The sequence below is a fragment of the Streptomyces sp. NPDC058646 genome (assembly GCF_042716875.1).
GTDB lineage: Bacteria > Actinomycetota > Actinomycetes > Streptomycetales > Streptomycetaceae > Streptomyces.
This window is the reverse complement of the sequence record NZ_JBHXRK010000013.1, coordinates 62,027-85,985: the sequence shown is the minus strand read 5'-3', so window position 1 is coordinate 85,985 and position 23,959 is coordinate 62,027. Positions and strand designations below refer to the sequence as shown.

Genomic DNA, 23,959 nt, shown 5'->3' with positions numbered 1-23,959 from the left:
GTCGCGCCAGAGTCGGCCGCCCCGGACCGCAACGGCCCGGGACAGGAACCGCAGCCACCCTCACCTGACCCCCACCAGCTTGCCGACCACCTGCCGCGAGAGGTGCCCGGGGCTCGTGAGGCCAGCGCGTCCGGCAGGGTGTTGCGCTGGCCGACGGCCTTGACCCTGGCTGTCTCCGCTCTCCTCCACGTGCCGAGCCGGTCTTAGGGGATGCCCACCGGGAGTCTGGCCTGGCTGCTGCTGGGCATGGCGGGCGTGTGCCTGGTCCTCGGCGTGCTGCTGGTGGTGGGGGACCGCGCGTGGGTGTGGTCGGCAACGACCCTGTTCGGCATCGGACTTGTATCGCTCCACGCGCTGACAGCCGCGACGGGGGTCAATCTCCTCGGTATCGCAGTGGGTGGCCTCCTCCCGTGGCCCACCGGAGCGACGATGCTCGCAGCCGGCCTCACCGCCGTCCTCTCGGTGATGGCGCTGCTCTACCGTTCGGCCACGGCCCCATGAGGTGGGGGAGCCCGGCCTGACGCGGTGGGCCTGGAACGGCAGGCGCGAGATGCGCTGGTACGGGGTGGATCGCGTCTCGTTCGGCCGCACCTGAAGGCTTGCGGGTGGTCTGCGGAGCCGCAGAAGGTAAGCGGAGCCGCGGAAGGCAAGCGGAACCGCGGCAGGTCCGCCCGGTTGCGCCGTCTCCCGCGTCACTCGTCCCACCGCGCGGCTGGCGCAGCCCGCACCGGGGGAGGCTGATCCGTGCCGCGCGGTGGTCATGCAGGGGCGTAGCTAGCTGCGGGGGAGCCAGCCAGCGGTGAGGTCGGTGCGGTCGCGTGCGTTTTGTGCCCGGATTTCGAGGAGTCGGCGGAAGCCGGGCATGGCGTAGCGTTCCCCGGTGCCCGCTCGGGGTCCGGGGATGCCGGCCACCGTGGCCATGAGCTGTTGAGGCTGGGGTTGCCACCCGGTGACCAGGACCCTCAAGCCCATGCGTTCTGCTCGCCGGTGCATGTGCAAGAGGTGGAGCAGGCCGTCGGCGTTCATGGCCGCGACAGCGTGCAGGTCTACCAGGAGATCCCGCTGGTCCATGGGCACGTGGTCCAGTGCACGATCGAGTACCTCTCCCGCATCCTCGTCGAGTTCCCCGGTGGCACTGACCAGGACCGAGCTGCCGCAGTGCTGAACGTCTACGTTGATCAATGTTCTGCTCCCGTCACCCGAAGGCTCCGGACCCACGGGCCCTCATCCTGGCGCGGTAGGGCGTGCTGCCGGGGCGCGGCGCGCTGAAGAGCCCGGCGCATGGACCCCCGCCGGCGTTCCTGACGCGCCTGTCCGACCCTCGTATGCGGTCCGGATCGAGACCTGTCGCAATCGGATGACGACCTCGTATTACGCGGAGTGTGCGGGGCCTGTAGGGCGTAGTTGTTTGTTGCGGCTGGGGCCGTGCCATTCCACGCACAGGACGGTGGCGTCGTCGGCGAGGCGTCCGTCGTGGTGGTCCAGGACGGCGCGCATGAGGCGGCGCAGGGTTTCGGGGACGGGCAGGCCGTTGGCGTGGTGGCGGATGACGAAGTCGGTGAACTGGTCCATACCGAAAGGGCGGCCCCTGTGGTCGCGGGCTTCGGTGATGCCGTCGGTGTAGAGCAGGACGCGGTCGCCGGGCTCCAGCTGCTCGCGGCACAGGGTGACGGGAAGTCCCAGATCGGTTCCGAGCGGGTGGGCAGGCGGGCAGGACAGGGCGGTGGTCCAGCGGCCGGCGCGGATGAGGATGGGAGGGTGGTGGCCCCGGTTGATCCAGCTGAAGAGACCGGTGTCAGCGTTGACGTCACCCAGCACGGCGGTGACGTAAGTGGTGTGCCCGAAGTGTTCGATCAGATGTTCCTCGACGCGTTCGCTGGTGGTGACCAGGTCGGTGTCCTGTCGGCGCTCATTGCGGCAGGCGGTCACCGCCAGGTTCGCGGCCAGCCCGGCGTGGCTGTCGTGGCCCATGGCGTCGAAGATGCTCAAATGCACCTGATCGCCGGCGATCGCGTAGTCGAACGCGTCGCCCCCGACCTCGTAGGCGGGTTCCATCGCTGCGGCGACCACCACGTTCGGGTTGGCGAAGGAGCGCGGCGGCATCAGATTCCACTGCAGTTCGGCGGCGAGATTCATCGCCTCGGTGCGCACCAGGCGCGGGTAGGCGTCGCTGTGGGGCCGTTTGGCGACCACCAGCAGGCCCACCAGTGAGGCGAGGGTGTTCAGCTGTTCCGTCTCGACGCCGTCGGCGAGGTCCGCGCCCAGGACACCGATGCGTTCAGCGCCGTCGAGGATGGGCACCCACCATCGGCGGGGCGTGCCTTCCGGGCCGTGCAGGGGGTGCATGGTGGTGAATACGCGGCCGGGCAGTGTGCCCTCGATGGGGAGTGTCTCGCCGCCTTCGGCGGCATCGATGCCGCGGCCGGTGGCCTCCCGCAGGACCTGCTCGCGCAGGTCGGCCAGGAAGATCCGCACGTTGTCCATGCCAGCCGGACCAGCGTGGTCGGCCACCAGGCCCGGCAGCTGATCGAACGAGCGCAGGTGCCCGTTGTCCAGGATCCGGGTGAGCATCTCCAGCATGTCCGGTGGCCGGTCCACGTCCTCATCCTCCAAGCCCTGGATGTCTCCTTCCCAGCATGCGCCTTCGTCAGGAAGGCGCACCTCCCTACCCCGGCTTGTACGGGCCGGGCCCTGCCTTCGTGGCCTGCTCGCCCAGTTCAGGTGCGCAGGAGACTGTTGACACCGTCGTGACTGTCGGCGCTTTCCTCGTCGAACCAGTAGTCACCGGCTGCCAGGTACCGGAAGGAGTGTTCGTTCTTGCCGGGCAGGGCGACGGTCACCGCGCGGGTGCCGTCGCTACGGGGCACGAGGGTGTGGGTGCCGGGCTGCCAGTCGTTGAAATCACCGACCACGCTGACCGGCCCGGGCGGGGTGTCGGCGGGCAGGACGAAGGTGACCTCGGTGCGGTCCTTGCGCGGCTTGCGCTCCAGCACGGCGCACTCCTCAGGGTGGGGGATCGGATCGCCCCCATCGTCGGGCCCGGCTCCACGCATCACCGGTCGACGCGCCGCACGGCGGCACCATCACCTGCCCGCCACGATCCGCCACGACCTGCCGCCCCGGACCGAAGGGCCGCACTGCGCCCCCACACCGGAAAGTCGTAGCTGCCCGCTTCGACAATGCTGGCGGGGCAGTCGTCAGGGAAGACCCGAAGACGCCGGAACGTGTCACGCGCAGACTGTTGGCCATCAGGTCCTGACCTCCTGCGGAGTGGTGACGGTGGCTCTGCGAGCGCCACTGACGACGTGTGCCGGCAGCACGCGCTCGGCGCAGAGCAAGATCGTGGCGCCGGTCAGGACCAGGAGCGCCAGGACCGTCCACAGGTGCCATCGGCCGGCGTCGAGCAGGAATCCCAGCAGCATGGGCGCGATGGTGCGGCAGACCGACCACGACAACTGATAGGTCGACAGGTAACGTCCCCGCAGGTGATCGGGGGCGGCCTGGATCGACAGGCTCTGCGACGGTGCGGAGTGGACGAGTTCACCGACGGTGTAGAGGACCGCGACCGCCAGGACGGCGACGATGGCGCCGGTCCCGCTGGTCAGTTGGGGAAGGACCGCGAAGGCGGCGAAGGAGAGCGCGAAGATGACTGCGCCGGACGCGGCTGCGCGGGTGCGTCTGCCGCGCAGGGTCAGGCGGGCGACCGGGACGCCGAGCGCGGCGACCAGAAAGGTGTTGAGCGCGAATACGGCCCCGGCCAGGGCGTCGGGGAGGCCGACGTCGCGGGTGAGGAAGATGGGTAGGGCGATGGCCTGGGTGGTGTACCCGAAGGCGATCAGGAAGTTGGCTGCCGTGATGAGCAGGTAGGGCCGGTCGGCGAGCACCTGCCGGTATCCGTCCCGAGTCCCCTCCGGTCCCCTGGCTGCGCCGTGGACGGCCGGGATCCGGGCCACCAGCACCGCGGCGATGGCGAAGACCGCGGCCAGGACCATTGCGGCGCTGATGAAGCCGGCGCTGCCGTTCCACGCCAGCATGCCCGCCGCCGCCAGGCTGCCGAATCCCATGCCGGCGTTGCGCAGGCTGCGGTCCCACGCCAGCAGCCGGTCACGCTCGGCGCCTTCGGCGATGGACGCGGGACCGATGCTCGTCATCGGCAGGCTCCTCCGCCTCACGGACGCACTGGACCAACGGCTGCGCCCGCCCTTCCAGGCCGCGGGCCTGGGCGGCGGTGACTTCGACGTGCTGGCGGCGCTCCGGCGTTCAGGGGAGCCCTACGCGCTGTCCGCAGGTGAACTCAGCCGCACCGTCCTGGTCACCACCGGCGCGATCAGCAAGCGCGTCGACCGCCTTGAAGCCCGCGGCCTGGTCAGCAGATCCGTCGCCGAGAGCGATGCGCGCGGACGCCTCATCACCCTCACCGCCGAGGGCGTCGAATTGACCGACGAGCTCATCGCCGTCCACCTGGACAACCAGCGACTGCTCCTCTCCGGGCTCAGCGCAGACGAACAGACTCGGCTTGCCGACCTACTCGAACGACTCGCTTCAACACTGGCCACGAGTGATGGCTAGTCGGCTTCACAGAAGTGCGGACGGAAGCTTGAAATCGGCCATCTCGGGCTCGGCGTGACCCCAGTCCTGCTCCCTGGTTCTTCCCACGTCACCGGGCGCTGCCGGAGGGCTGTTGCCAGCTGCCGAGGCTCACTCGCCCCCGCAGCTCGACCCGCAACCGGAGGCGTGGCCGCCCCCGTTGTGCCGGTTGCCTGAGCCGCTCCCGCGTCCCCGGGTCGACGAGCCGCGCGGTGGGTTCCTGTGGCGCTCCTCCGCCTCGCGCTGCGCCTGGCGGTAGCGCTCCGCCCTCTCCCGCTCCTCGCGGAGCCGTTGCTGCTGCCGGGCAGGGCCGTCCGCCGGTTCCCACAGGCCCAGCCCGTGGCGGCGGTCCGGGCGGAGCGGGGCAGTGGTCACGGTCGCGTACATCCGCCCCATCTCCTGGTGGCGGTGGTATTCGACGCAGGCGTATTCGAGGACGACTTCGTCGCCTTCCGCGAGGGTGCCGTACAGGACCGCTTCGAAGGGCTCGTGCTTCGGGTCGATGTCGTGGTGCCCGTTCCCCACCCCGTACGCCGAGCCGCTGCCCAGGAGCCGCGTCCTGTCGCGGGTGTCGCTCTTGCGGGGAACGTACGCGATCAGGGGTGCTGCCGAGCGGGTGCGGGCGTCCGCGCACACCCAGTGGCGCCCGTCCGCCCCCGCCCGCACGCCGACGATCAGGGCAGGCTGGGGTTCCTCGTGCAAGCGCCGGGCCGCCCGGTAGGCGAGCTGGCCGCGGCCGTAGAAGGTCGTACCCGCCACAAGGAGCACCAGGCCGATGCCCTGTTGCCCGACGGCGTCGTAGGCGGTGCCGGACGCGGTCGGTTCCCCGAACAGGCCTTCGGTGAGGATGGCTGCGGCGACCAGGCAGAGCGCCACCCCGAGGTAGATGTGCTGGTAGCCGCGGTGGTCGTCCGATTCCGGCGTGCCTGCGGGCAGCGGGAAGCGGCGCTTTCCCGCAGCGGCGAGGGACAGGGCCCGCTGTCGGTGTCGGGCCCGCAGCCGCAGACAGCTTCCTGTGAACGCGACGGCGCAGGCGGCGAGGACGACCAGCCACCCGGCCCGCGCCGGATGGTCCACGTCGCCGGACCGGGCCAGAGTCAGGACTGCTTCCCCAGCGACGAACACAGCCGCCGGTATGGCCGCGACCGGAACGTACCGATACCAGAGCGGCAGAGCGGTCAGCAGGATCAGACCCGGATACCTCCGCCAGTCCGTCCCGTCCCCGGGCCCGCTGTGCCAGGCCGCGGACGCGGACGAGAGCCCGAACAGCAGGACGTACGCCGCCGCCACCAGGACGGCCAGGCCCCAGCCGCCCACGGCCGGGGCGAGAACGGCCGGGACCCCCGCCTTCCGCCACCGTTCGGCGTCGGCCACGGACCAGGTGGGGCCGGCACCTCTGGACACGGATCGGGAGGCGACGCCGTCCCGGGTCACGGACCAGGCGGCGACAACGTCTTCGGGCAGAGTCCCGGTCGGCAGATGCTTGATGTGATAGGTCGTCACCGAACCACCGGCCACGCGCCCCCGTGTGCCCATCCCGCACGCCCCTACGCTCGCTGCCGCATGCATTCCCGGCCAGTCTGCCCGCGGCGGTCCTCCGCCCCACCGCGGCGAGCGCTTTCCGGCCACACATTCCGGTCCGGTGACAACGGGCGCACCGCCTGCCACCACCCCTTGGCCTCGCCGTTCCGGTGGGGACGGTGAGGCATCGGTGAGGGCAGCTGCCGGGTGATCAACGCGATTTCGGTGTTCGGGCGCAGCGGGCGGGACACCATCGGCACCGCACCTGAGCCGGGGAGCGTTCTCACGACCAGGCGCGTTGGGTTAGGTTCCTGGTCGTGACTCACGATCGCGGACGACTGCTGGCCGGCCGGTACCGGCTGGCCGAACTGCTCGGCCAGGGCGGCATGGGGACCGTCTGGCGGGCCCACGACGAGCAGCTCGACCGGCAGGTCGCCCTCAAGGAGCTCCGGTTCCCCCACGACCTCGACGCCTCCGGGCGGGAGGCCTGGATCGGCCGCCTCGACCGAGAGGCGCGCGCGGCCGCCAGGCTGAAGCACCCGGGGGTCATCACCGTCCACGACCGAATAGCCGGCGACGACGGTCGGCCGTGGATCGTGATGGAACTCGTTCGGGGCTGCTCCCTGGACGACCTGATCAAGGAGGACGGCCCCCTCCCGCCGGCCCGGGTGGCCAGGATCGGCCGGCAGGTCCTGGACGCGCTGCGCGCCGTGCACGCCACGGGCGTCACCCACCGGGACATCAAGCCCGCCAACGTGCTGCTCGAAGGCGACCGGGTGGTGCTGACCGATTTCGGGATCGCCGCCGTGGAGGACGAGCCCGGTCTGACCCGGCCTGGGGCCCTCATGGGGACCCCGGACTACATGTCCCCCGAGCAGGTGCGCGGTCTCCCGGCGACCGCCGAATCCGACCTCTGGTCCCTGGGCGCGACGCTGTTCACCGCAGTGGAGGGCCACCCTCCGTTCAGCGGCTCCGGTTCCTGGGCAGTCTTCGTCGCCGTCGCCACCGAAGAACCTGCCACCACCGTCCGCGCCGGGGAGCTCGCCCCCGTGCTGACGGGTCTCCTCCGCAAGGACCCGGCGCAGCGCCTCACCGCCGAGGAGGCGTACGAGCTGCTCGCCGGACCCGCGGGCGAAGGCGGGTTGTCCCGACCGGACCCCGCGCCGACATCAGCGTCCACGCTGCGGCTGGGTACGGCGCCGGGCGCCGGCCACGGGGCGGGAGGGCCGACCCCACCCGCGGCCGGCCCCGCCCGTCCTGCCCGACGGCGGGGGTACGTGCTGGGCGGCCTGGCGGCGGTCGTCGCGGTCGCCCTGATCGCGATGCCCTGGTGGTTACCGTCCTCCGGAACCCCCGACCACGACGACGGCCGCACCCGCCCGACCGACTCCGCGGCGCCCATCCACCACTCCCCGTCCCCCTCTCCTGCCGCCCCGTCCATCCCCGAACCCAACCCCAGCCCCACCCCCACGCCGCCCCTCACCCCCACGGGCAAGCCCCCACACACCCCCCTCGACCGCCAAGCCATCGAGCGCGTCTTCGCGCTCTACATGAACGGCCTGGCCGACCACGACATGACCTCGCTGCGCCGAGGCACCTGCCCCCGGCTGCGCTCGGGCCTGCTCGGATTCGCTCTCAACGGCTACTTCGTGGACCGCTGGGAACTCCAGCCCTTCGAGATCCCCCAGGGCATGGACGAGCTGAGCGTGGAAGCGAAGATCACCCGACGGGACCCCGACACCGGGGAACTCGCAGGCGACGTCCTCAACCAATGGATCATCGAGCGGGACGCGAACCAGCAGTACTACGTATGCGGCTGGCTCAATGAGGAATGACCCGGCCGCACCACGCGCCGGAGCGGGGCGGCGACCCGCCCGCTCCGGGTCCTACGCCGGACGCAGGCAGCAGCGGGCCGACCCGCCGACCGGGTCGAGGCCCTCGACCTGACCGTGGAGTTGCTCGTCGCCCCCGACCTCACCAGCTGGCAGCGGCAGGACGAAACGAGTACCCGCTCGTATGACGGCTCGGTCACCGCACACCAGGCCGTCGACGCCGCCCGCGCCCAACGTGCTCGCACCAGGGTCCCGTGCAGCGCCCGTGTGGTCGCACCCGGTATCGCGGGAGGCGACGGGTCATTCCTGGGCCGGCGGTAGGGGAGCGTCCTTCCTGGGCGGCTGTGCGCAATGCTGCGATGACGGCGGTGGTTGTCGGGTTCGCGTTCTCGGTGTGACGGGACGCGGCGAAGAGGAGGCGTCGGATCGGGTGGTCCGTGATCGGGTTCGTGCGGATCCCGGGTGTGGTCGGGTCGATGGCCGTGCGGGGGGCGAGTGCGGTGGCGAGGCCGGCTCGGGCGAGGGTCAGCTGGGCGGTGATGTCGGCGGTGATGTAGCGGGGCGTGGGCATGAAGCCAGCCCGGTGGCAGCCTTGCAGGATGGCCTGTCCGCAGTCCGTGGTAGGCGGTGGTACGGCGAGCTCGTGCGCGGCCAGTTCCTGCAGACTGACGGGACGGTCGTCGCCTTCGCCGGCCGCGGTGACGACGAGCAGCGGATCGCCGAGCAGGGGTGAGACGTCGATGCCCCGGGGAGTCGCGTCGGCCAGGTGGTGATAGCGCTGTCCCAGCACCACGTCAACGGTGCCGAGTGCGAGTTCGCGTAGTTGCGCCTGGTCGGTGATGAGGCAGGTCACGGTGAGCTGCGGGTGCCGTGAGCCGAGTGTGGTGAGTGCAGGGGCCACGATTCTGGCGACGGTGGACGGCAGTGCGGCGAGCGTGGCGGTGGCGCCGACCGTGCCCTTGACTGCCGCGATGGCGCTTTCGGCCTCCTCCACGGCGGCGAGGATCCGGTGGGCGTGTTCGAGGAGGACGCGGCCGGCCTCCGTGAGGGCGACGGTTCGCCCGTCGGGGCGCAGCAGGTCGACTCCCACGTCGCTTCTCAGAGCGGCCAGTTGCTGGGACACGGCACCAGCGGTCAGTGCCAGTGAGTGGGACCTTCAGGGCATGGAAATCTCTCAGTGCATCGCCGCTGTGGCCCGCCCCCTCCACGATTTCGGTGACGAGTTCATGTCCGATGAGGCGACCGCAAAGATCGGTATGCGTGCCGGGTTCGCTCCAGTCCGCAGTTTCTACTGCCGCGGACGCTTCGGAGTGCTCGGCGAGGCACCCGTCGCGGTGGTCCAAGCGGTACCGGGCTTTCTCAGCCCCCGGCTCGTGACGGCAGGCTGGCTGGAGGGTCAGCCCGTGATGGCAGCGAAAGAGGCCGCCTGCTACGCGCAGGCTGTCCGCGACTGGGGGCGTGCACACATCCCCGCCCACGTGGACGTAGAGCACTTCAACCACCTGGCAGCAGCTGATCGATGCCGCCGACGCCGACGCCCTGCCCCTGTTCGCCGGCTGGCGCGCGCAGCGGTGCCCCGGCGACGACCCGGTCGGCACGGCCATGCAGCGCATACACGTACTACGGGAACACCGGGGTGCCTGCCACCTGGCGGCGGTGCGCCTGTGCGGGCTGAGAGCCCGGGCAGCCATGGTGGTCAACCTCGGTGTCGAGCAGGCAGCCCACTACGGCCGGCAGGAGCCCCGACCCGTCGACACGGCTCAGACGTCCCGATGGCAACGTGCCGAGCGGATCACCGACGAAATGCAGGCGGAGCTCTACGCCCGTCTGACCGACCGGCAGCGCGCCGAGTTCGCTCGGCTCGTCGATGCGCTGACCGCCCCCTGACGAGCAGGCCGACGCGGCCAAGGGCGGGACCGCAGAGGGGAGCCTCCCCCTCGGACATGATCTGTTCTTGCAGGTCAGACCCGGTGGGTAGTCCTTCAGGCGAGGACACCCCTGCCCGGGCGACAGCCGAGGATCCCGCCAGGTCGCCGAGCACCTGACCGCCGCCGACCCCGGGCCTCCGTGGACGGTTCGCCGCCGCGACTGATGGCCCTCCCGCCCTACCGGGAGCCGCCGTCTGGCCCTCTGCCCCACCTCTTGGGGCGCGGAACTTCGGCCGGCTACTGGAGCAGGGCCGGTCAGGAGCCGTCGTAGTGGTCCCTGCTGCCGGACTTGGCCAGGCCGCGGCTGATCATGTAGCCGAAGGTGAGGATCACGATGTACAGCCAGGCCGTGTCGGCGCGGAAGTAGTCGCGGTGGTCGTCCTCGGTGCCCACCACCATGGAGGCGATCAGGACTGCGATCACGCAGGCGATGTAGACGAAGAATTCCGTCGTCTTCAGGGCCGACTTCGTCTCGGTCGACAGGCGGCGTGTGTGTGTGCCGTGTCCGGAGACGTCGGTGCTTGTGGTGGGACGGCCTGAGGGGGTGCCGCCCGGCGCCGGAGTGGTCATGGGAGCTGTCCAATCCTGGTGTGCGGAGCGCCTGTGCACTCCGCGCCTCGGGACACGTCAAGATCGACGCCGTCCCGTTCGGCTACTACCCGAAAAGAGGCGGGTAAACGTCACGTAAAGGACAAATCGGGCTGGTGGATCTCCGGGCATCGGTGCTTTGCCCTGTCGGCATCTCGAAGCTCGCGAGCCGACGGTGTCGCCGATGTCGTCCAGGCGGCGCTTGGCTACTCCGTCTGGCATGGGACGGGGGGTGGGGGGCAGGTGCCTGGTGGGCCGGACTCGGCCGGTGCACTTCTTCCTCGGATTGCGGTACAGGGCGAGTCCGGCCCACCACGTCGTGCTGGGGACGCCTACTTCTGTGGTGAGTGGCAGGCGCAGAACATCACGACCTCCTCTGATGGCCGGGGCCGAGGTTTCGTGAGGGGTCGGCTCCCGGCGGGCTGACTCTCCTCTGCTCCCCGGCCTTACCAGGCAAGCCATGTCCGGTTCCCGCTCGCGTAGCGGGGCATGTGCGACATACAAGCCCCGCAGAGTGAAAGGAGGAACAGGTGAGTGGAACCGTCCTGGATCAGCCGCTGTCCCGCTTGGATCGACCGGTGGCGGCAGCACGTGACGCCACCCGTGCCTTCCTCGCCCGGGCAGCCCGCTTGCGGGCGCCCGGCAAGGACGAGAGCACGGACAACGTGCTCTTGGTGGTGAGCGAGCTGGTTGCCAACGCGATCCGGCACACCGTCGGCCCCTGCGCCCTCCACCTGGAACTGATCGAGGGCTCCATCGACGTCTGCGTCACCGACCACAGCCCACAACGTCCTCGGCCGCGGGCCCCCGGTACGGACGGGAGCGGAGGGTGGGGATGGTTCATGATCAACCGACTCGCCACCCGCATCCGCATCAACCCGGTGCCGGAAGGCGGCAAGACCATCTGCGCGGCCCTGCCCTGGTAGGGAGGCGCTGCGGCCCGCTCGAATGCCGTCGGCCACGCCGGCCCAGCGCGGGACGGATCCCAGAGCGCCACTTCGCCAGGCCGGGATCGGTGACGTCCGCGACGGGTCTTGCCGACCTCGGGTACGGGTCGACCGCGGGCCGTCATCGCATCGAAGAGGCCCTGGACTCCTGGGCCCCCGTGTGGCTGGGTCAGAGGCAGGAGTCCGGGGCCGAGGCCGGTCAGCTGGTGACGGGTGTCAGTCGGTCAGCCGGTCCATGATCCAGGAGCACAGCTCTTCGGTGATGGCGGTGTGCGCGGTGGTGGTGGACGAACAGAGGAACTCGCCCAGTTCGCCGTCTTCCCGGTCCGGCGTGTCGATGTCCGCGTACAGGTCGTCCTGCTTGTCGATGTTGCGGAGGGCGACCGCGCTGACGGAGGGGACGAAGCACACGTCCCCGTGCCGCAGGTCTGCCTTGCCGCCGAGCTTCTTGATCGTGTCGGCGAGGATCTTGTAGGTGTGGAGCGTTCCGCCGGGCGCACCGTCCAGTTCGGGGAAGCCGTTGGTGGTGATGGTCTTCTCGGCCTTGGGGAACCTGCGGCTCAGGTAGGCGGCGGTCACGTCGTCGCCCTGGGCCTGGGTGTAGAAGGTCGTGCCCGGGTAGATCCCCTCGATGCGCAGCGCAACATCCCCGGGCTTCACCTGCGGCAGGCCGATCCCGTCGGCGCGGCCGTTCGCCACGCCGATCGTCATCGGGATCCGAGGCCAGTTCCCCACCCGCTCCAGGGCGGCCAGGAACTCCGTCCGCTCCGGGGCGACGCCGATCTTGCCGGTGTCCTTGTCGTAGTGCTGCCACAGCATCTGGCGTGCGGCCGGGCTGTTCATCTGCTTCGCGAAGTTGTTCGGGAACGGGATGAAGTGCGAGAAGGCCTGTACGCCGACCGGGATGGAAGCACCGCGGTGCGGGCTGTCGTAGGAGAAGTAGAGGCCGGTCCGGTGGTCCATCCGCTGCGCCTCGAGGTGGGCGAGTGCGTAACGGGTGACGATGCCGCCCATGCTGAAGCCGCCGACGACCAGGCGGGCGTCGCCGTGCTGTTCGGCGATGGCCTGCAGGATGGCGGCCTCGGCCGCCCGCGCGTTGTCCAGGATCGACGCGCTGCGCTCCTCGAAACCGAGCAGGATCACGTCCCTGCCGCGCCGGCGCAGCTCGGAGACGAACGTGTAGCCGCTCTCCAGCCCCTGGTAGAGCGCGTCGAGCTTGCTGCGGCCGAGGTTGAAGCCGTCGGCCATGATCACGGGCCGGGTGAGGCTGCGGTTGCCCTCACCGAGGAAGACCCAGGCGAAGCCGTTGGGCAGGACCCACTCGTCGTGCTCCGGTACCTGGATCGTTGTGGTGGGTTCGGCGGTCAGAACACCGCCGAGGGTGAATGCTCCGACGTTGGGCTCGGTCGTCTCGGACACGGTCGTACTCCTTTGGGGGAGGGGATGGGGAGACGACGTCATCATGGTGGTCGATTCGGCCCGATCACCCGTTTGACCTGCGAGGTTCATTACATTTGATGGAGCGGGCACGGAAATTGTTTGATGCTTCTGGCATGTGCCGGAGGCCTGATGCGGTCCGGGACGTGTGGTCGGTGGTGGCACGCGCGAGCGCGGAGTGATGGAGTGGGCGTCCCGATGGGGCCTGGTGTCCCACGCGGACGAGGTGGTTTCTGCGCAGCGCGAAGATCGTTTCACCGGGCACGAAGAAGATCATGAGTGTGGAACCGGTTTCGGACGCCGGCCTCATTCCAGGCCTCGAGGCGGCGCCAGCATGTCATGCCCGATCCGAAGCCCAGCTCCTCCTCGCCGACATCGTCGGCTGGTCCCCGCCATCCCCTCCCGAGGCGGTCGGTCAGTCGGTCAGGGCCCCGAACCGGGATCCGGGTGCACGGGCCTGGTGATGCCGGCCCGGGCGGCCTCCAGTTGGGCCGCGAAGGCCACGCCCAAGAAGAGCGCGACGCCGGCCAGGTTGGCCCAGAGGAACAGGGCCATCAGCGCTGTCAGCGGCCCGTACAAGGAACCGAAGGATCCGCTGTGCCCCACGTAGAGGGCCAGCAGCCAGGTAGCCGTGATCCACAGGACGAGCTGTACGACGGACCCGAACGCCAGCCAGGTGTAACCCGGCTGGTCGCGCCGGGGCGCCCAGCGCAGGACGACCGCCGATGCCATGCAGGCGAGTGCCACGCCCACCGGGACCTGCCCCCAGTGCCACCAGCTCAGCCACGCCCCGGGCCGGCCGAACACCTCCGTTACCGCCCTGCTCACCGCCCCGCCCGCCACCGTCACGAGGAAGCCGAGCACCAGCGGCCCGCCCGCACCGACCGCCAGCAGCAGGCTGCGGCCGTACTTCGCCAGGAACGGCCGGTCGCGTTCGATCCCGTAGATGCGGTTGCACCCCCGCTCGACCTGGCCCATGGCCGATGCGAGGTTCAGTACGGCGAAACCGAGGCCCAGCCACATGGCCACGGTGCCCGCCGTGTCGGCACCGGCATGCGTGCGGGTGGCCAGCAAGCCCTCGCGGACGAGCTCGGCGCTGGCCGCCGGAACGATCTCGCTCAAGGTCAGTTCGATCAGCCGTCCGACGCTTTCGGTGTGGACGGCCGCAGAGACCCCGACCAGGGCGATGGCGAGCGGCACCATCCCGATGACCAACTGAAAGGCGAGGGCGCGCGCGAAGCTGAACCCGTCGGCGTACCGGAAGCGCAGGAACGCGTCGGACGCCAGCCGACGCCCCCCGTAGCGGCGCAGCGCGGTCCACGCCTCGTCTCCGGACAACTCGTCACCGATCATGTCCCTCGTCTGCGGTACGTGCACCACTGTTCCCATGCAGGAGATGTGCTCCGTCGGGCCGTTTCCATGCGGCCGCGGGCAGACTCCGCCAGCACGGGCAGGGCGCAATGACCTGGCAGGCCTGAGAAGGGACGCAAACCGTGGCACGACGGAGGATCGTTGTGGTCGGCCCCGGCTCAGCCGGGGCCGCGTGCGTCCGCCGGCACCTTCGTGCCTCCAGCGGCTGACGTACCACGCGGTGAGCGAGCGCTACCCGCCGTTCGACCCCCACCGCGGCGAGGAAGATGCGGATGCCGGAGGGCGGTGTGACCCCCATGGCGACGACGTCGTAGCGGAACCGGCACCAGCCCTGTTCGTCCGGTGGGTAGACGATCAGCTTGGGGGTGCTCCGTCCCGGCTGGCTGCCGGGACGGAGCAGGGGGCCGTACGGGGTTGGGCTCAGCGGACGCTTGCGCGCCGGCGTCGGTGGAGCAGGGCGGCCCCGCCCACGAGGGCGAGTGCCGTGCCGGACCCGCTGGCGAGGAGCAGGGCGGAGGATGGGCCGTCGTCGTCCGTGGGCTGGAGGCTGTAGCCGCTGGAGTAGCCCTTGGTGTCGTACTCCGAACCGGGCAGCTTGTCGGCGTAGCGGGCCTTGACCAGTTTCTGGTAGTCGCTGAGCGACACCGACGCCTGGCCGCCCAGCCCCTCCCGGGCCTGGTCGTTGATCGGCTCGACGGTGGTGAGCTTGAGCTGGTACCAGCCCCGGATCTGCGGCTCGGTGAAGACGAACGTGCCCAAAGTGGCCTTGCCGGCATGTGCGGCGTCGCTGTCGCCGTCACGCACGGCCGCCAGGTGCCAGCCGCCGCCCTGGGTGGGGGCGAGCATGACGGTGACGTTGCGACCGTTGACGGTGGTGCTCAGCGAGGAGACCAGCTGCGTCAGTTTGATCGCCTCGGTGGGCAAGGGCGGGGTTGTGCCCGCGACGAACCCGGGGGTGATCTCGTTCAGGGCCACCGGGTCCTTGATCGTGAAAAGGGGGAGGCCCTGGCACGGCTCGGCCGTTTCGGGGATCGTCTGCACCGGCCCGCCGGCGCTGTCGGTGGGCACCGGAGTGCGCAGGAAGCGGCAGACGGCGTTGCGGACGTCGGTGGACTTCACGGCGTCGAGGGCGGCCTGGTAGTCGGGGATGTCGGCCGGGAGAGGGTCCTTGGCCGGGGCCGCCTGCGTTGGACCTACTACGGACAGCAGTGCGGAGGCGCACACTGCGATGACGAGGGACAGGCGGGAGAGGTGAGAGACCGCCCGCGTGTCGGAGATCTTGGTGCCGCTGATGTCGCGCATGTCGCCTGCCTTAGCGGGAGATACCGATGCGGGAGTGGGTCCACTTGGATGAGCTGTTGCTCACGTAGTCGTTGTAGTTCCACCACGTGTAGGTGGTGGTGTCCGGCCACGGGTCGGCCACGGCGATCGTGTTCTTCGACGTGTCGAAGCCGTAGACCACGTTCATGTGGCCGCCACCGGACGTCCATCCGATGCGGGCACCGATCGGCCGGGCCGCCTTGACGTCGGTGTACACCTGGTTGAACGTGGCCGCGCTGTTCAGGCCCGAGCCGGTGTGCGTCATGCCGAGGCTGCTCCAGCCCCTGGCCATGTCGTCGAGCGTGGCGGGCTGGTTGTTGCAGCCGTAGTAGGGCTGGGCCCGGTTGCAGAAGTCTGTCTGCGTGGAGCCGAAGCCCTGGAACTTGGCGATGGTCAGCCCTGAGGCAGCCCAGCACCACTGGGTTTTCTCCTGCTTCAGCATGCTGATGGTGTCCTGGCCCGCTTCCGCGTGAGCTGTGCCTCCCGCGGCCGTGACCGATCCCAAGGCGGTCAGCGCGATGGCCGCAGCCGTGGTTCCGTACCTGAACCTGCTCATTTTTCTGCCTTCCCCTGATGGCTACAACGAGATGAGCGGGGCAAACTGGCAGAAATATGACAGCGCATCGTGTCTGGGGCACATAGGAGCAATGCGGGAAATTACCCCCTATTGATTATTTGTCAGGTCATCGTGTACGTGCGGTTCATGGCCTCGGGGTCCGGGGAGGCAGGCCGCGGCTTCGTCTCGTTCCCCAGGGGGCTGAATCGAGCTGCCGCGACGTTGGACGTCCGCGTTGATCAACGTTCTGCTCCCGTCGCCGGAGGCTTCGGACCCTCGGGGCTCCAACGCCGTCGCCGACGCGGTCATGTCCGCCATCGCAGTCAACCGCGAACGCGTCGGCGCCCACCTGCCCGCAGCACCCGAGCGCCGGCCCAGAAATCCGACCGCGCTGCAGGACGGCCCCGACGGCGTGGCACCCCCGGCCGCGTTCCTGGTGCGTCGCCACCCCGCCCTGCTGGCTGATCGACGCCCCGAGGACCTCTCTACCCACATGAACAGCGCGCCTGGGTGCCCCCTAGGGAGCAGTGATCTGCGCAAGGGCGTCCTGGAGCCGGCGGACGGCCTCCTCCGCCTCCGTGTATTCGTCAGGAGTCGGCGAGACCGTGCCGAAGGTGCCGCCATGGCCGGCGGGCAGGGCACGCCAGCGCAGGACTGGTTCGAGCGCGTTGATGGCACCGGAGAGGAACCAGGCCAGGCGGCCATGAGTGCGGGCGAGGGAGACCGCCAGGACGGCGAGGGTTTCCCGCAGGTGTTCGAGCCGGTCGATCTGCGGCAACGACTCCTGGACGTCCGGCGGGCCGACAGCGTCGCGAAGGCCGGCCTCGGCCTTACGGGCGAGCGCGCGGTCGCTCGGCGCCAGCTCCCACACCCCCTCTTGGATCTGCTGCTCTGCTTCCTCGGCCAGCACGGCGACGATCCTCCGCATATCCATACGGCTCACTCTAATAGCGGTCCCGCAGCGCGACACAGAGCGGGGCAATCCAGAACCCCGACAGTGTCAGGCACTCAAGATTCATCGGGGCTGGGCCTCCAGCGGCAGGCCCACCGCCGCGCCACTCAATCAGCAGCGGATCGTCCAGGCGAACGATGTCGGGGTCCGGGCCGGCCCGCCGCAGGAACTGGAGTAGGCCGCCGGGGCCGAAGGAGCGGCCGAGGATCTCGCCGTCACAGCGGACGCGCCTCCCGCCCTGGGGGTGGTACCCCGAGCGCATCGCCGAACGCTACGGCCCGGTCACCCGTCATCGTGCTCGGCGACTCCGCCGCCACCCTGGCCGTCCAGGCCGCGTCGAACCGGGACACCTCTGTGTTCCGCCGGTGGTTCGGCGTATGGACGGGTATGCCGCGTGAGGACCGGTCGGCGCCCCCGCAATGGGCCGCAACGGCCGCCGAACGGACACCGGAACATCGGCACCCGCTGCACGCGGCGCTGTCCGCGCCTCGGTGTCCTTACTCGCGCGTGGCTCCTCGTACGGGTGATAGGCCGATGGTTTCGGCGCGGCGCGCGCTGCGTGCCCTCGAGACTTGCCCGGTGGGCTGCTGATGCAACGCAGGGGGAGTGTCATGGCGAACGGTAGTGCCCTGCTGCCCTTGTCGAGCCCCTGGGCCGGGGCGTCAGCGGTGATGAGCTGCGGCGTATCGGTAAGGAGAGGGAGAACCGAGGGCTGGACGCGCGGCGGGCTCGGACGGCTGAGGACGCGTGTGCGGTCCTGAGCGACGAGGCCGGCCCGTCAGCCGTCGTCCTGGCCTGGGGCCTGTCCTCGGAGGCCGGCTCGATGCCCGGTGAGGGCGGGCTGTTCCTGCGGCAGATCTCCCGGCCGTTCAAAGATCTGATCGGACCAGGCTGGCGCCCGTAAGCGCCCCCCCACAAGCAACCGCTCCGGCCAAGACCGGGATGAGCCATGCCCTGAAAGGGAGACATGCTATGACACATCATGACGAACGCGGTCCAGGCCTCGCCGAGGACGCGGTGGCTTTGGTGGCCGGCCTCGCCGATCTCGCGTGCAGCGGACTGAGCAGCGCGGTGGGCGGTATCAGCGGTCTGCTGCGCCGCGCCGATCTCGCGGCCCTTCTGGCCGACGGCCAGGAAGACACCAAGGCCCGCGGCCGTCTGCTCCTCGACCGGCACGCAGCCGTCGCGCCCGCCCACCTCGAGGTCCTGGCCCGGACCGTCACCGTCGCCGACCGTGCGGAGAACGGCAGTGAGTGAGCGGGACGAGCATGCCCAGCTCAAGGAGCGCATCGACCGGGTCCTCGACTCGTTCGTCACTGCGGAAGCACAGGCGCTGGCCGATATCGACGCCTGCCTGGCGCCGATATCGGAGCAGCTCCACGCCGCGGCCGGGCACGGCAAACGTCTGCGGGCAGCGTTCTGCTACTGGGGCTGGCGCGGAACCGGTCAGCCCTGCAGCGAGGCTCTCGTACGGGCCGCGGCCGCGATTGAACTCGTCCACGCGGCCGCCGTCGTGCACGACGACCTGATCGACCACAGCCGTACCCGGCACGGCCGCCCCACCCCTCACATCGCCCTGCGGGAGACCCTCACCGGCCGAGCCCGGCCGAAGGCAGGCGCCCGGGCGCTGGCCATGCTGACCGGGGACCTGCTGATGTCGATGGCCGGCCAGCTGTTCACCACCTCCGGTCTGCCCGCCGCCTTCCTCAACAGGGCCCGGCCACTGTGGGCCGTCCTGGCCCGCGAACTGGTGGCCGGAGAGTGCCTGGAGGTCCTGTGCACCGGCCGTGATCCGGACCCGGACGCCTCGGTGAAGGTGATCCGCTACAAGACCGCCAAGTACACCGTCGAACACCCGCTGCAGATCGGCGGCCTCCTGGCCGGCGCCCCACCGCGACTGCTCCAGGCGTACAGCGACTACGGCCTCCCGCTGGGCGAGGCGTTCCAGCTGCGCGACGACCTGCTGGGCCTGCTCGGCGACCCGAAGCAGACGGGCAAGGACCCGGCCGACGACCTGACCGCGAACCGCCCCACCGTCCTGATGGCCCACACGCTCGCCCGCGCCACGAAGACGGAACGCGCCGAGCTGCAGCAGTTGCTCGGGCAGCCCGACCTCACCGAGCAGCAGGTGGAACGGGTCCGGGAGATCGTCCACCGCACCGGTGCCGTCACCCGCGTCGAGGACATGATCACCGCCCGGCTACGCGCGGCCCACGACGCCCTGGCGGACGCCGACCTGACCGGCGAGGCCCACCGGGCGCTGTCGGCCCTGGCGACGTACGCAGCGACCCGTATCCACTGACCACCGTCACCCCACCGGAGCAGCACGATGGCCTACACCCCGGCATCCATGGACGCCCTGCGCACGCAGGGCGACGAACTTGCAGACGCCACCGTGGCGACGTTGTTCGAACGCGGAGACGTCGGCAAGTTCAACACGCTCATGCGCTACGTCTCTACCGCCGGCCACGATCTCCCCGAAGGGCTGCCCGATGTGGCCCGTGAGTACCTGCACGCGACCAGCGCGCCACCGGACTGGGTGGACTGGACCGAGATGGAGAAGGCCAGGCTGTTCTTCATCGACAACAACGTGCACATCTCCACCGCCCTGTCCTTCGCCTCGATGCCCGCCTGCTACGTCCTTCCTCACGTCGCCAAGCTGCTGTCGGCCACCCACTCGCTGAAGTACCCCTCCAAGCGGATGGCCGAGACCGGCCAGTTCACCGTCTACCTCATGCAGCCCGATGCCTTCGAAGCCGGCAGCCGCTTCATCCCGGCGGCCCAGAAGGTACGGCTCCTGCACGCCTCCATCCGGCATCACCTCAAGCGTGAGGACCGCTGGGACACCGCGGCTCTGGGCATCCCGATCTGTCAGGAAGACATGATCGGCGGCCAGATGATGTTCTCCATCCAGGTCCTCGACGCACTTCACCGCCTCGGCATCCACATGAGCAACGAAGGCGCCGACGCCTACTACTACGCCTGGAAGGTGGTCGGCGCCATCCTCGGCATCGACCAGACCCATGTCCCTCAGAACCTCCAGGAGGCCCGAGCCTTCTCCGACCTGTACATGACCCGCCACATGGGCCCCAGCGAGGAAGGCGCCCAACTCACCCGACAGCTCATCGACCTCTACGAAGAAGTCGTACCCGGCACCTTCTTCGACCCCGTGGTCTCCGCCCTCATCCGATACCTGATCGGAGACACCTGCGCCGACTGGCTGCAGGTGCCCCGCACCACCTGGGACACCGTCGTCAAGGCCGCCCCCGCCCTGCTGGGCGTGCTGGAGACCATCGAGGACCGCTCACCCCTGGCGGCCTGGGCCCTGGATCGGATCGGACATCTGACCAGCATCCTCGAACTGTCCTCCCTCACCCGCGGCCGCGTCATGCACTACGCCATCCCCGAACAGCTCAAAAGCGACTTCGGAGTCAGCACCACCGTGCTCCCCAAGAGCCGATGGACGCCACCACCAGCCACCATCAGCCGATAGGCGCAACCGGGGAAACGTGCGCCGAGGGACGCCGGCGAACCGGCCGTCGGCGTCGCGCCCTTGCGGGCCGCAGTCTCCAGCCCTTCCAGCGTCGAATCCGGATGTTCTCCCGCTCCGTCTCCGCCATCGCGTCGAAGAAGCCGACCAGCAGCTTGCCGGGACCCGTGGGGTCGTAGATACGGAGCAGTAGCCCGGCGGGCATCTCCAGCACCAGGCCACGCTCGGTCAGGTGGTCCGCAAGGGCGGTGAGCTGGGGTGAGCGTGACCTGGGCTGGGCTGGGGTCCTGGTAGAACCGGCGTGTGACATACAGGTTCACAGCCCGTGCGGTGGCTGCCGAGGTCGACGTTGACGGCGAGATGCAGGCTGGCGTGGCGGAGGGGGATGAGGGCTTCTTCCTGCTGTTCACGAGCCCTAGCGGTGAACCGTCCGCACAGGACATCTCGCTCGGGCTCGACACGTACTGCGTGATGACCCCGGACCAGTACACGGCCTATGGCTGTGTCCGCGAGGTAGCTCTGACGGGCAGCCTGCTCGCGGTGTCGCTGGACCCCGGTTGTCTGGATGACTTGGAGTTGGAGGACGCGGAGATCGAGGCGGTGCTCGATGTGCCGGCCGAAGGCATCAACGAGATGCGCGAGGTACTTGCGAGGGTGCTGACCTTCGGACGCGAGGAGGCCCGGCCTCGGCTCACTGGTTTCTCGGTTTGATCGGCCTATCGAGGCGGCGGTATTCGATCAGGAGTGCTGCCATGCCGGCGAAGGCGAGGAAGTGTTCGGCTAGGCGTTCGTAGCGGCGGGGGAGCCGTCGGCAGCCGGCGAACCAGGACACGGTCCTTTCGACGACCCAGCGGTGGCGGCCGAGCCCTTGCGAGGACTCGACTCCTTTGCGGCCGATGCGGTGGCGGATCCCACGCTTGCGGAGCCATCGGCGCAAGTGGTCGTAGTCATAGCCCTTGTCTGCGTGCAGTTTCGCCGGGCGCCGACGACAGCGGCCACGTCGGGAACGGATGGGCAGGATCCCCCCACGAGCGGTTCAAGGCCCTGGCTGTCATGCATGTGGGCGCCCGAGCCGCCCAAGGGCAGAGGCAGTCCGTCCCGGTCGGTCATCAGATGGATCTTCGATCCCGACATGCCACGGTCGGTCGGATTCGGTCCCGTCAGTGGCCCCCTTTGCCGCCCGCAGGCTGACCGAGTCGATCGCACACCGCGACCAGTCCAGCTCTCCGCGGGCGCCGAGTTCGTCGAGGATCACGTGGTGGAGCGTCGGTAGCCCGTCTGCCAGCTCGGCCGAACACCGGCGGCACCTGCCGCCACGTGCAGCCCGAGGTCGCCACGAAAACGATCGCGGCCATAGCCTCACGGTCACCCGCCCGGCGCCGGCCTCCACCCTGCGGACGTATCAACTCCGTCGGCGGCACCACCCGCCGAAACAACACCCACAACTCTTCCGGAACCTACCGCTGAACCAAATCCGTCATGCACGGTTCAACGAACGATCACGCCATAAGAATCGATGGAGGTCGCGGGCTCGCTGGCGCTGGTCGGCAGGTAGTGGAGGGGCCAGGTCGGGGAGCGGAGGTTGCGGATGGGATGGGTGGATGGACAGGGGACGCGGTGGGCCGGGACGGTTGCGGCTGGAGCCAGGTGTCTGCCGGAATTCCAGTGGGGGCCTCGTGGCGTGCCAGCAGCCGACCGGCACACCGTCGTCCCCACGGCTGTCGCGGCCCGGGCCCCCCATGCGAGGCACCCACGGGGGGTTCCCGTACCGCTTGCCCCGCGTACCGGGTCGGAGCTGTCGGAGACCTGTGCGTAAGGCGACCAGCGAGGGGTAGGCGCGCGGCACTGCCCGCGAGTGGAGGAGGACCCATGCCGGCCCGGTCCGTCCCAAAGCACGGAGCACTGCCTGAACGCGACGAATACGACGTCCTCGTGGGCGGGCGCTACCAGCTCCGGGGTCCCATAGGTTCCGGCGGTACGGCGGACGTATTCTGCGGTGTCGATCAGGTGCTAGGCCGTGAAGTGGCCGTCAAGGTGTTCCGCCCGGGCGCGGATACAGTCACGGCCGACCGCTTCTGCGACGAGGCCCGTACGCTGGCCCGCCTGTCCCATCCCGCCCTCGTCACCGTCTATGACGCCGGCCGGCACGGCCACGGTGCCTTCATGGTCACGGAGTTGATCCGCGGCGTCACGTTGCGCACCCGGATGGACGCAGGCCCCCTGGGCCCGGTCCAGGTCACGCGGATCGGCGCCGACATCTCCTCAGCCCTCGACCACGTGCACGCCCACGGCGTCATCCACCACGACGTGAAACCTTCCAACATCCTCCTGGGGGAGGAGGGCTCGCCGCACCTGGCCGACTTCGGGCTCTCAAGGACCATCCACGACCAATCCCACAGCGCCCCCGACACCCTCGTCGGCACGCTCGCCTACATGGCCCCGGAACAGTTCCTGGGCCAAGGGGCGAGTACGGCCAGCGACATCTATGCCCTGGGGGTGACCCTTCTAGAGGCGCTCACCGGACACCGCGAATACCGGGGAACCCCCGTGGAGATCGGCACCGCCCACCTCATGCGTCGGCCCCGCATACCCGAAGGACTGCCGGAGGGCCTCGCCCGCCTGTTGACCGCGATGACCGACCAGGCCCCCCAGGCACGCCCCGACGCCGCCGCCGTTCACCACCGCCTGCAGGACCTCGCACGAGCACCGCGACCCCGCACCGCAGTCAGCGCAGCCCTTGATGAGACCTCCACACACCGCTCCCTTCCCCCGCCCCCCACCGCTGACGCCGCACGAACGCCCGAACCTACACAGAAGGGGGATGTCCGGCGTAACCGTCCGGTTTGGTGGGGCCTTGCGTCCGCGAGCGTCGCGGGCATCTGCGCGCTGCTGATCGGCGGCATCCCCGCAGACAAGAACCCACCCGCCACCGCTCCCTCGCATCAGCAGCCGTCGGCCCCGACGAACAGCGAGGAGGCAGCCCCGCCGGAGTCACGATCCGCGGCGCCCGAGCCATCCGCCTCGGCATCAACCCCGCAGCCGCCGGCCGCGGCGCCCTCCACTCCACCAGAACCCGACGCGCCGACCAGCTCAACCGGCCCATCTTCCGCGCGACCGGTCACAGAACGGCCGGCGAGGGCGCCGGGGGCTCCGAAGACGAAGGATAACCCTGGGCAGGACAAGGCAAAGAAGGACAAGGGACGGTGAACCAACACTGCTCGAGAGAGCACCCGCGCTGAAGCAGTGCTTGGCGCTCCCGAGCACTGCCCCCACCACCCGCTGCCGTGTCCCGCCCGCTGGACGGCGGATGAGATCCAGACCGGTGCCGCGCTGATGACGGAGATCGGGCAGTTCGGCGTCGGCCGCCCGGCCCTGTACGAGCCGCGCCCCGGCGAGCGAGACCCCTGGGACGGGCGCGTCCCGGAACAGG

Annotated in this window: 23 protein-coding genes and 2 pseudogenes; 11 read left to right on the top strand and 14 right to left on the bottom strand. The window is 69.9% G+C overall.

Features of this window, described 5'->3' with window-relative positions; translation table 11 throughout:
• Positions 1–210: 210 nt before the first annotated feature.
• Positions 211–501, top strand: coding sequence for a hypothetical protein (locus ACFWUZ_RS17875; protein ID WP_384373146.1), 291 nt, complete (start codon positions 211–213; stop codon positions 499–501).
• A gap of 273 nt (positions 502–774) precedes the next feature.
• Here ACFWUZ_RS17875 and ACFWUZ_RS17870 read toward each other — a convergent pair whose 3' ends face one another.
• From ACFWUZ_RS17870 to ACFWUZ_RS17855, 4 genes are all read right to left on the bottom strand, one after another.
• Complete coding sequence (locus ACFWUZ_RS17870; protein WP_384373144.1) at positions 775–1,182, bottom strand: STAS domain-containing protein; 408 nt, start codon at positions 1,180–1,182, stop codon at positions 775–777.
• Positions 1,183–1,371: 189 nt separating this feature from the next.
• Positions 1,372–2,613, bottom strand: a complete 1,242-nt coding sequence (locus ACFWUZ_RS17865) for a PP2C family protein-serine/threonine phosphatase (RefSeq protein WP_384373142.1) — start codon at positions 2,611–2,613, stop codon at positions 1,372–1,374.
• A 104-nt stretch (positions 2,614–2,717) separates the two neighbouring features.
• Entirely contained in the window at positions 2,718–2,993 is a 276-nt protein-coding gene (locus tag ACFWUZ_RS17860) for an isoamylase early set domain-containing protein (RefSeq protein ID WP_384373140.1), read from the bottom strand.
• Between the two features lie 255 nt (positions 2,994–3,248).
• A complete protein-coding gene (locus ACFWUZ_RS17855; protein WP_384373138.1) occupies positions 3,249–4,151 on the bottom strand; it encodes an MFS transporter in 903 nt (300 codons plus the stop codon).
• Between ACFWUZ_RS17855 and ACFWUZ_RS17850 the strand changes: the two genes are divergently transcribed.
• Entirely contained in the window at positions 4,126–4,569 is a 444-nt protein-coding gene (locus tag ACFWUZ_RS17850) for a MarR family winged helix-turn-helix transcriptional regulator (protein WP_384373136.1), read from the top strand. The two genes, ACFWUZ_RS17855 and ACFWUZ_RS17850, sit on opposite strands and share 26 nt — an antisense overlap.
• 129 nt (positions 4,570–4,698) lie before the next feature.
• Here the strand turns inward: ACFWUZ_RS17850 and ACFWUZ_RS17845 are convergent, their stop codons facing one another.
• Positions 4,699–5,991 carry a hypothetical protein gene (locus ACFWUZ_RS17845; protein ID WP_384373134.1) on the bottom strand — a complete coding sequence of 431 codons (1,293 nt, stop codon included), beginning with the start codon at positions 5,989–5,991 and terminating at the stop codon, positions 4,699–4,701.
• Positions 5,992–6,425: 434 nt separating this feature from the next.
• On the opposite strand from ACFWUZ_RS17845, the gene ACFWUZ_RS17840 reads away from it, so the two are divergent.
• Positions 6,426–7,943, top strand: a complete 1,518-nt coding sequence (locus tag ACFWUZ_RS17840; protein WP_384373132.1) for a serine/threonine-protein kinase — start codon at positions 6,426–6,428, stop codon at positions 7,941–7,943.
• 193 nt (positions 7,944–8,136) lie between these two features.
• Here the strand turns inward: ACFWUZ_RS17840 and ACFWUZ_RS17835 are convergent, their stop codons facing one another.
• Positions 8,137–9,078: a LysR family transcriptional regulator gene (locus tag ACFWUZ_RS17835; RefSeq protein WP_384373349.1), complete on the bottom strand. Its 942-nt coding sequence runs from the start codon at positions 9,076–9,078 to the stop codon at positions 8,137–8,139.
• Positions 9,079–9,452: 374 nt separating this feature from the next.
• Between ACFWUZ_RS17835 and ACFWUZ_RS17830 the strand changes: the two genes are divergently transcribed.
• Entirely contained in the window at positions 9,453–9,827 is a 375-nt protein-coding gene (locus ACFWUZ_RS17830; RefSeq protein WP_384373347.1) for a hypothetical protein, read from the top strand.
• Positions 9,828–10,123: 296 nt separating this feature from the next.
• On the opposite strand, the gene ACFWUZ_RS17825 is transcribed toward ACFWUZ_RS17830, so the two are convergent.
• Positions 10,124–10,438 carry a hypothetical protein gene (locus ACFWUZ_RS17825; RefSeq protein WP_384373130.1) on the bottom strand — a complete coding sequence of 105 codons (315 nt, stop codon included), beginning with the start codon at positions 10,436–10,438 and terminating at the stop codon, positions 10,124–10,126.
• A gap of 596 nt (positions 10,439–11,034) precedes the next feature.
• Between ACFWUZ_RS17825 and ACFWUZ_RS17820 the strand changes: the two genes are divergently transcribed.
• Complete coding sequence (locus ACFWUZ_RS17820) at positions 11,035–11,382, top strand: ATP-binding protein (RefSeq protein WP_384373128.1); 348 nt, start codon at positions 11,035–11,037, stop codon at positions 11,380–11,382.
• 237 nt (positions 11,383–11,619) lie between these two features.
• On the opposite strand, the gene ACFWUZ_RS17815 is transcribed toward ACFWUZ_RS17820, so the two are convergent.
• From ACFWUZ_RS17815 to ACFWUZ_RS17795, 5 genes and pseudogenes are all read right to left on the bottom strand, one after another.
• Entirely contained in the window at positions 11,620–12,822 is a 1,203-nt protein-coding gene (locus ACFWUZ_RS17815) for an esterase/lipase family protein (RefSeq protein ID WP_384373126.1), read from the bottom strand.
• 275 nt (positions 12,823–13,097) lie between these two features.
• Positions 13,098–13,202: pseudogene (locus ACFWUZ_RS17810) on the bottom strand (IS5/IS1182 family transposase); the annotation flags it as partial.
• Positions 13,203–13,263: 61 nt separating this feature from the next.
• Positions 13,264–14,229 carry a YihY/virulence factor BrkB family protein gene (locus ACFWUZ_RS17805; protein ID WP_384373124.1) on the bottom strand — a complete coding sequence of 322 codons (966 nt, stop codon included), beginning with the start codon at positions 14,227–14,229 and terminating at the stop codon, positions 13,264–13,266.
• Between the two features lie 402 nt (positions 14,230–14,631).
• Complete coding sequence (locus ACFWUZ_RS17800) at positions 14,632–15,513, bottom strand: hypothetical protein (RefSeq protein WP_384373122.1); 882 nt, start codon at positions 15,511–15,513, stop codon at positions 14,632–14,634.
• 10 nt (positions 15,514–15,523) lie between these two features.
• Positions 15,524–15,973, bottom strand: a complete 450-nt coding sequence (locus ACFWUZ_RS17795; protein ID WP_384373120.1) for a papain-like cysteine protease family protein — start codon at positions 15,971–15,973, stop codon at positions 15,524–15,526.
• A gap of 49 nt (positions 15,974–16,022) precedes the next feature.
• Between ACFWUZ_RS17795 and ACFWUZ_RS17790 the strand changes: the two genes are divergently transcribed.
• Positions 16,023–16,202: a hypothetical protein gene (locus ACFWUZ_RS17790; protein ID WP_384373118.1), complete on the top strand. Its 180-nt coding sequence runs from the start codon at positions 16,023–16,025 to the stop codon at positions 16,200–16,202.
• Between the two features lie 402 nt (positions 16,203–16,604).
• Here ACFWUZ_RS17790 and ACFWUZ_RS17785 read toward each other — a convergent pair whose 3' ends face one another.
• On the bottom strand, positions 16,605–17,021 hold the full coding sequence (locus ACFWUZ_RS17785; protein ID WP_384373117.1) for a hypothetical protein: 417 nt from the start codon (positions 17,019–17,021) through the stop codon (positions 16,605–16,607).
• Positions 17,022–18,011: 990 nt separating this feature from the next.
• Between ACFWUZ_RS17785 and ACFWUZ_RS17780 the strand changes: the two genes are divergently transcribed.
• From ACFWUZ_RS17780 to ACFWUZ_RS17765, 4 genes are all read left to right on the top strand, one after another.
• Positions 18,012–18,296: a polyprenyl synthetase gene (locus tag ACFWUZ_RS17780; RefSeq protein ID WP_384373115.1), complete on the top strand. Its 285-nt coding sequence runs from the start codon at positions 18,012–18,014 to the stop codon at positions 18,294–18,296.
• Positions 18,289–19,341 carry a polyprenyl synthetase family protein gene (locus ACFWUZ_RS17775; protein WP_384373113.1) on the top strand — a complete coding sequence of 351 codons (1,053 nt, stop codon included), beginning with the start codon at positions 18,289–18,291 and terminating at the stop codon, positions 19,339–19,341. The genes ACFWUZ_RS17780 and ACFWUZ_RS17775 overlap by 8 nt, the downstream gene beginning before the upstream one ends.
• A gap of 27 nt (positions 19,342–19,368) precedes the next feature.
• Positions 19,369–20,532, top strand: coding sequence for an oxygenase MpaB family protein (locus tag ACFWUZ_RS17770; protein ID WP_384373111.1), 1,164 nt, complete (start codon positions 19,369–19,371; stop codon positions 20,530–20,532).
• Between the two features lie 300 nt (positions 20,533–20,832).
• Positions 20,833–21,240 (top strand): Imm10 family immunity protein, encoded by a 408-nt coding sequence (locus ACFWUZ_RS17765; protein WP_384373109.1) that lies wholly within the window; start codon positions 20,833–20,835, stop codon positions 21,238–21,240.
• On the opposite strand, the pseudogene ACFWUZ_RS17760 reads toward ACFWUZ_RS17765, so the two are convergent.
• A pseudogene (locus ACFWUZ_RS17760) lies at positions 21,221–21,974 on the bottom strand (IS5 family transposase). The gene ACFWUZ_RS17765 and the pseudogene ACFWUZ_RS17760 overlap by 20 nt on opposite strands.
• Before the next feature lie 424 nt (positions 21,975–22,398).
• On the opposite strand from ACFWUZ_RS17760, the gene ACFWUZ_RS17755 reads away from it, so the two are divergent.
• A complete protein-coding gene (locus ACFWUZ_RS17755; RefSeq protein ID WP_384373107.1) occupies positions 22,399–23,736 on the top strand; it encodes a protein kinase in 1,338 nt (445 codons plus the stop codon).
• Positions 23,737–23,959 lie beyond the last annotated feature (223 nt).

Excerpts from the sequence above, each read along its gene's own strand:
- ACFWUZ_RS17800 (WP_384373122.1), bottom strand. The coding sequence starts at position 15,513 with ATGCGCGACATCAGCGGCACCAAGATCTCCGACACGCGGGCGGTCTCT.
- ACFWUZ_RS17825 (WP_384373130.1), bottom strand. The coding sequence starts at position 10,438 with ATGACCACTCCGGCGCCGGGCGGCACCCCCTCAGGCCGTCCCACCACA.
- ACFWUZ_RS17855 (WP_384373138.1), bottom strand. The coding sequence starts at position 4,151 with ATGACGAGCATCGGTCCCGCGTCCATCGCCGAAGGCGCCGAGCGTGAC.
- ACFWUZ_RS17795 (WP_384373120.1), bottom strand. The coding sequence starts at position 15,973 with ATGCTGAAGCAGGAGAAAACCCAGTGGTGCTGGGCTGCCTCAGGGCTG.
- ACFWUZ_RS17785 (WP_384373117.1), bottom strand. The coding sequence starts at position 17,021 with ATGGATATGCGGAGGATCGTCGCCGTGCTGGCCGAGGAAGCAGAGCAG.
- ACFWUZ_RS17875 (WP_384373146.1), top strand. The coding sequence starts at position 211 with ATGCCCACCGGGAGTCTGGCCTGGCTGCTGCTGGGCATGGCGGGCGTG.
- ACFWUZ_RS17850 (WP_384373136.1), top strand. The coding sequence starts at position 4,126 with ATGGACGCGGGACCGATGCTCGTCATCGGCAGGCTCCTCCGCCTCACG.
- ACFWUZ_RS17755 (WP_384373107.1), top strand. The coding sequence starts at position 22,399 with ATGCCGGCCCGGTCCGTCCCAAAGCACGGAGCACTGCCTGAACGCGAC.
- ACFWUZ_RS17805 (WP_384373124.1), bottom strand. The coding sequence starts at position 14,229 with ATGGGAACAGTGGTGCACGTACCGCAGACGAGGGACATGATCGGTGAC.
- ACFWUZ_RS17780 (WP_384373115.1), top strand. The coding sequence starts at position 18,012 with ATGACACATCATGACGAACGCGGTCCAGGCCTCGCCGAGGACGCGGTG.
- ACFWUZ_RS17770 (WP_384373111.1), top strand. The coding sequence starts at position 19,369 with ATGGCCTACACCCCGGCATCCATGGACGCCCTGCGCACGCAGGGCGAC.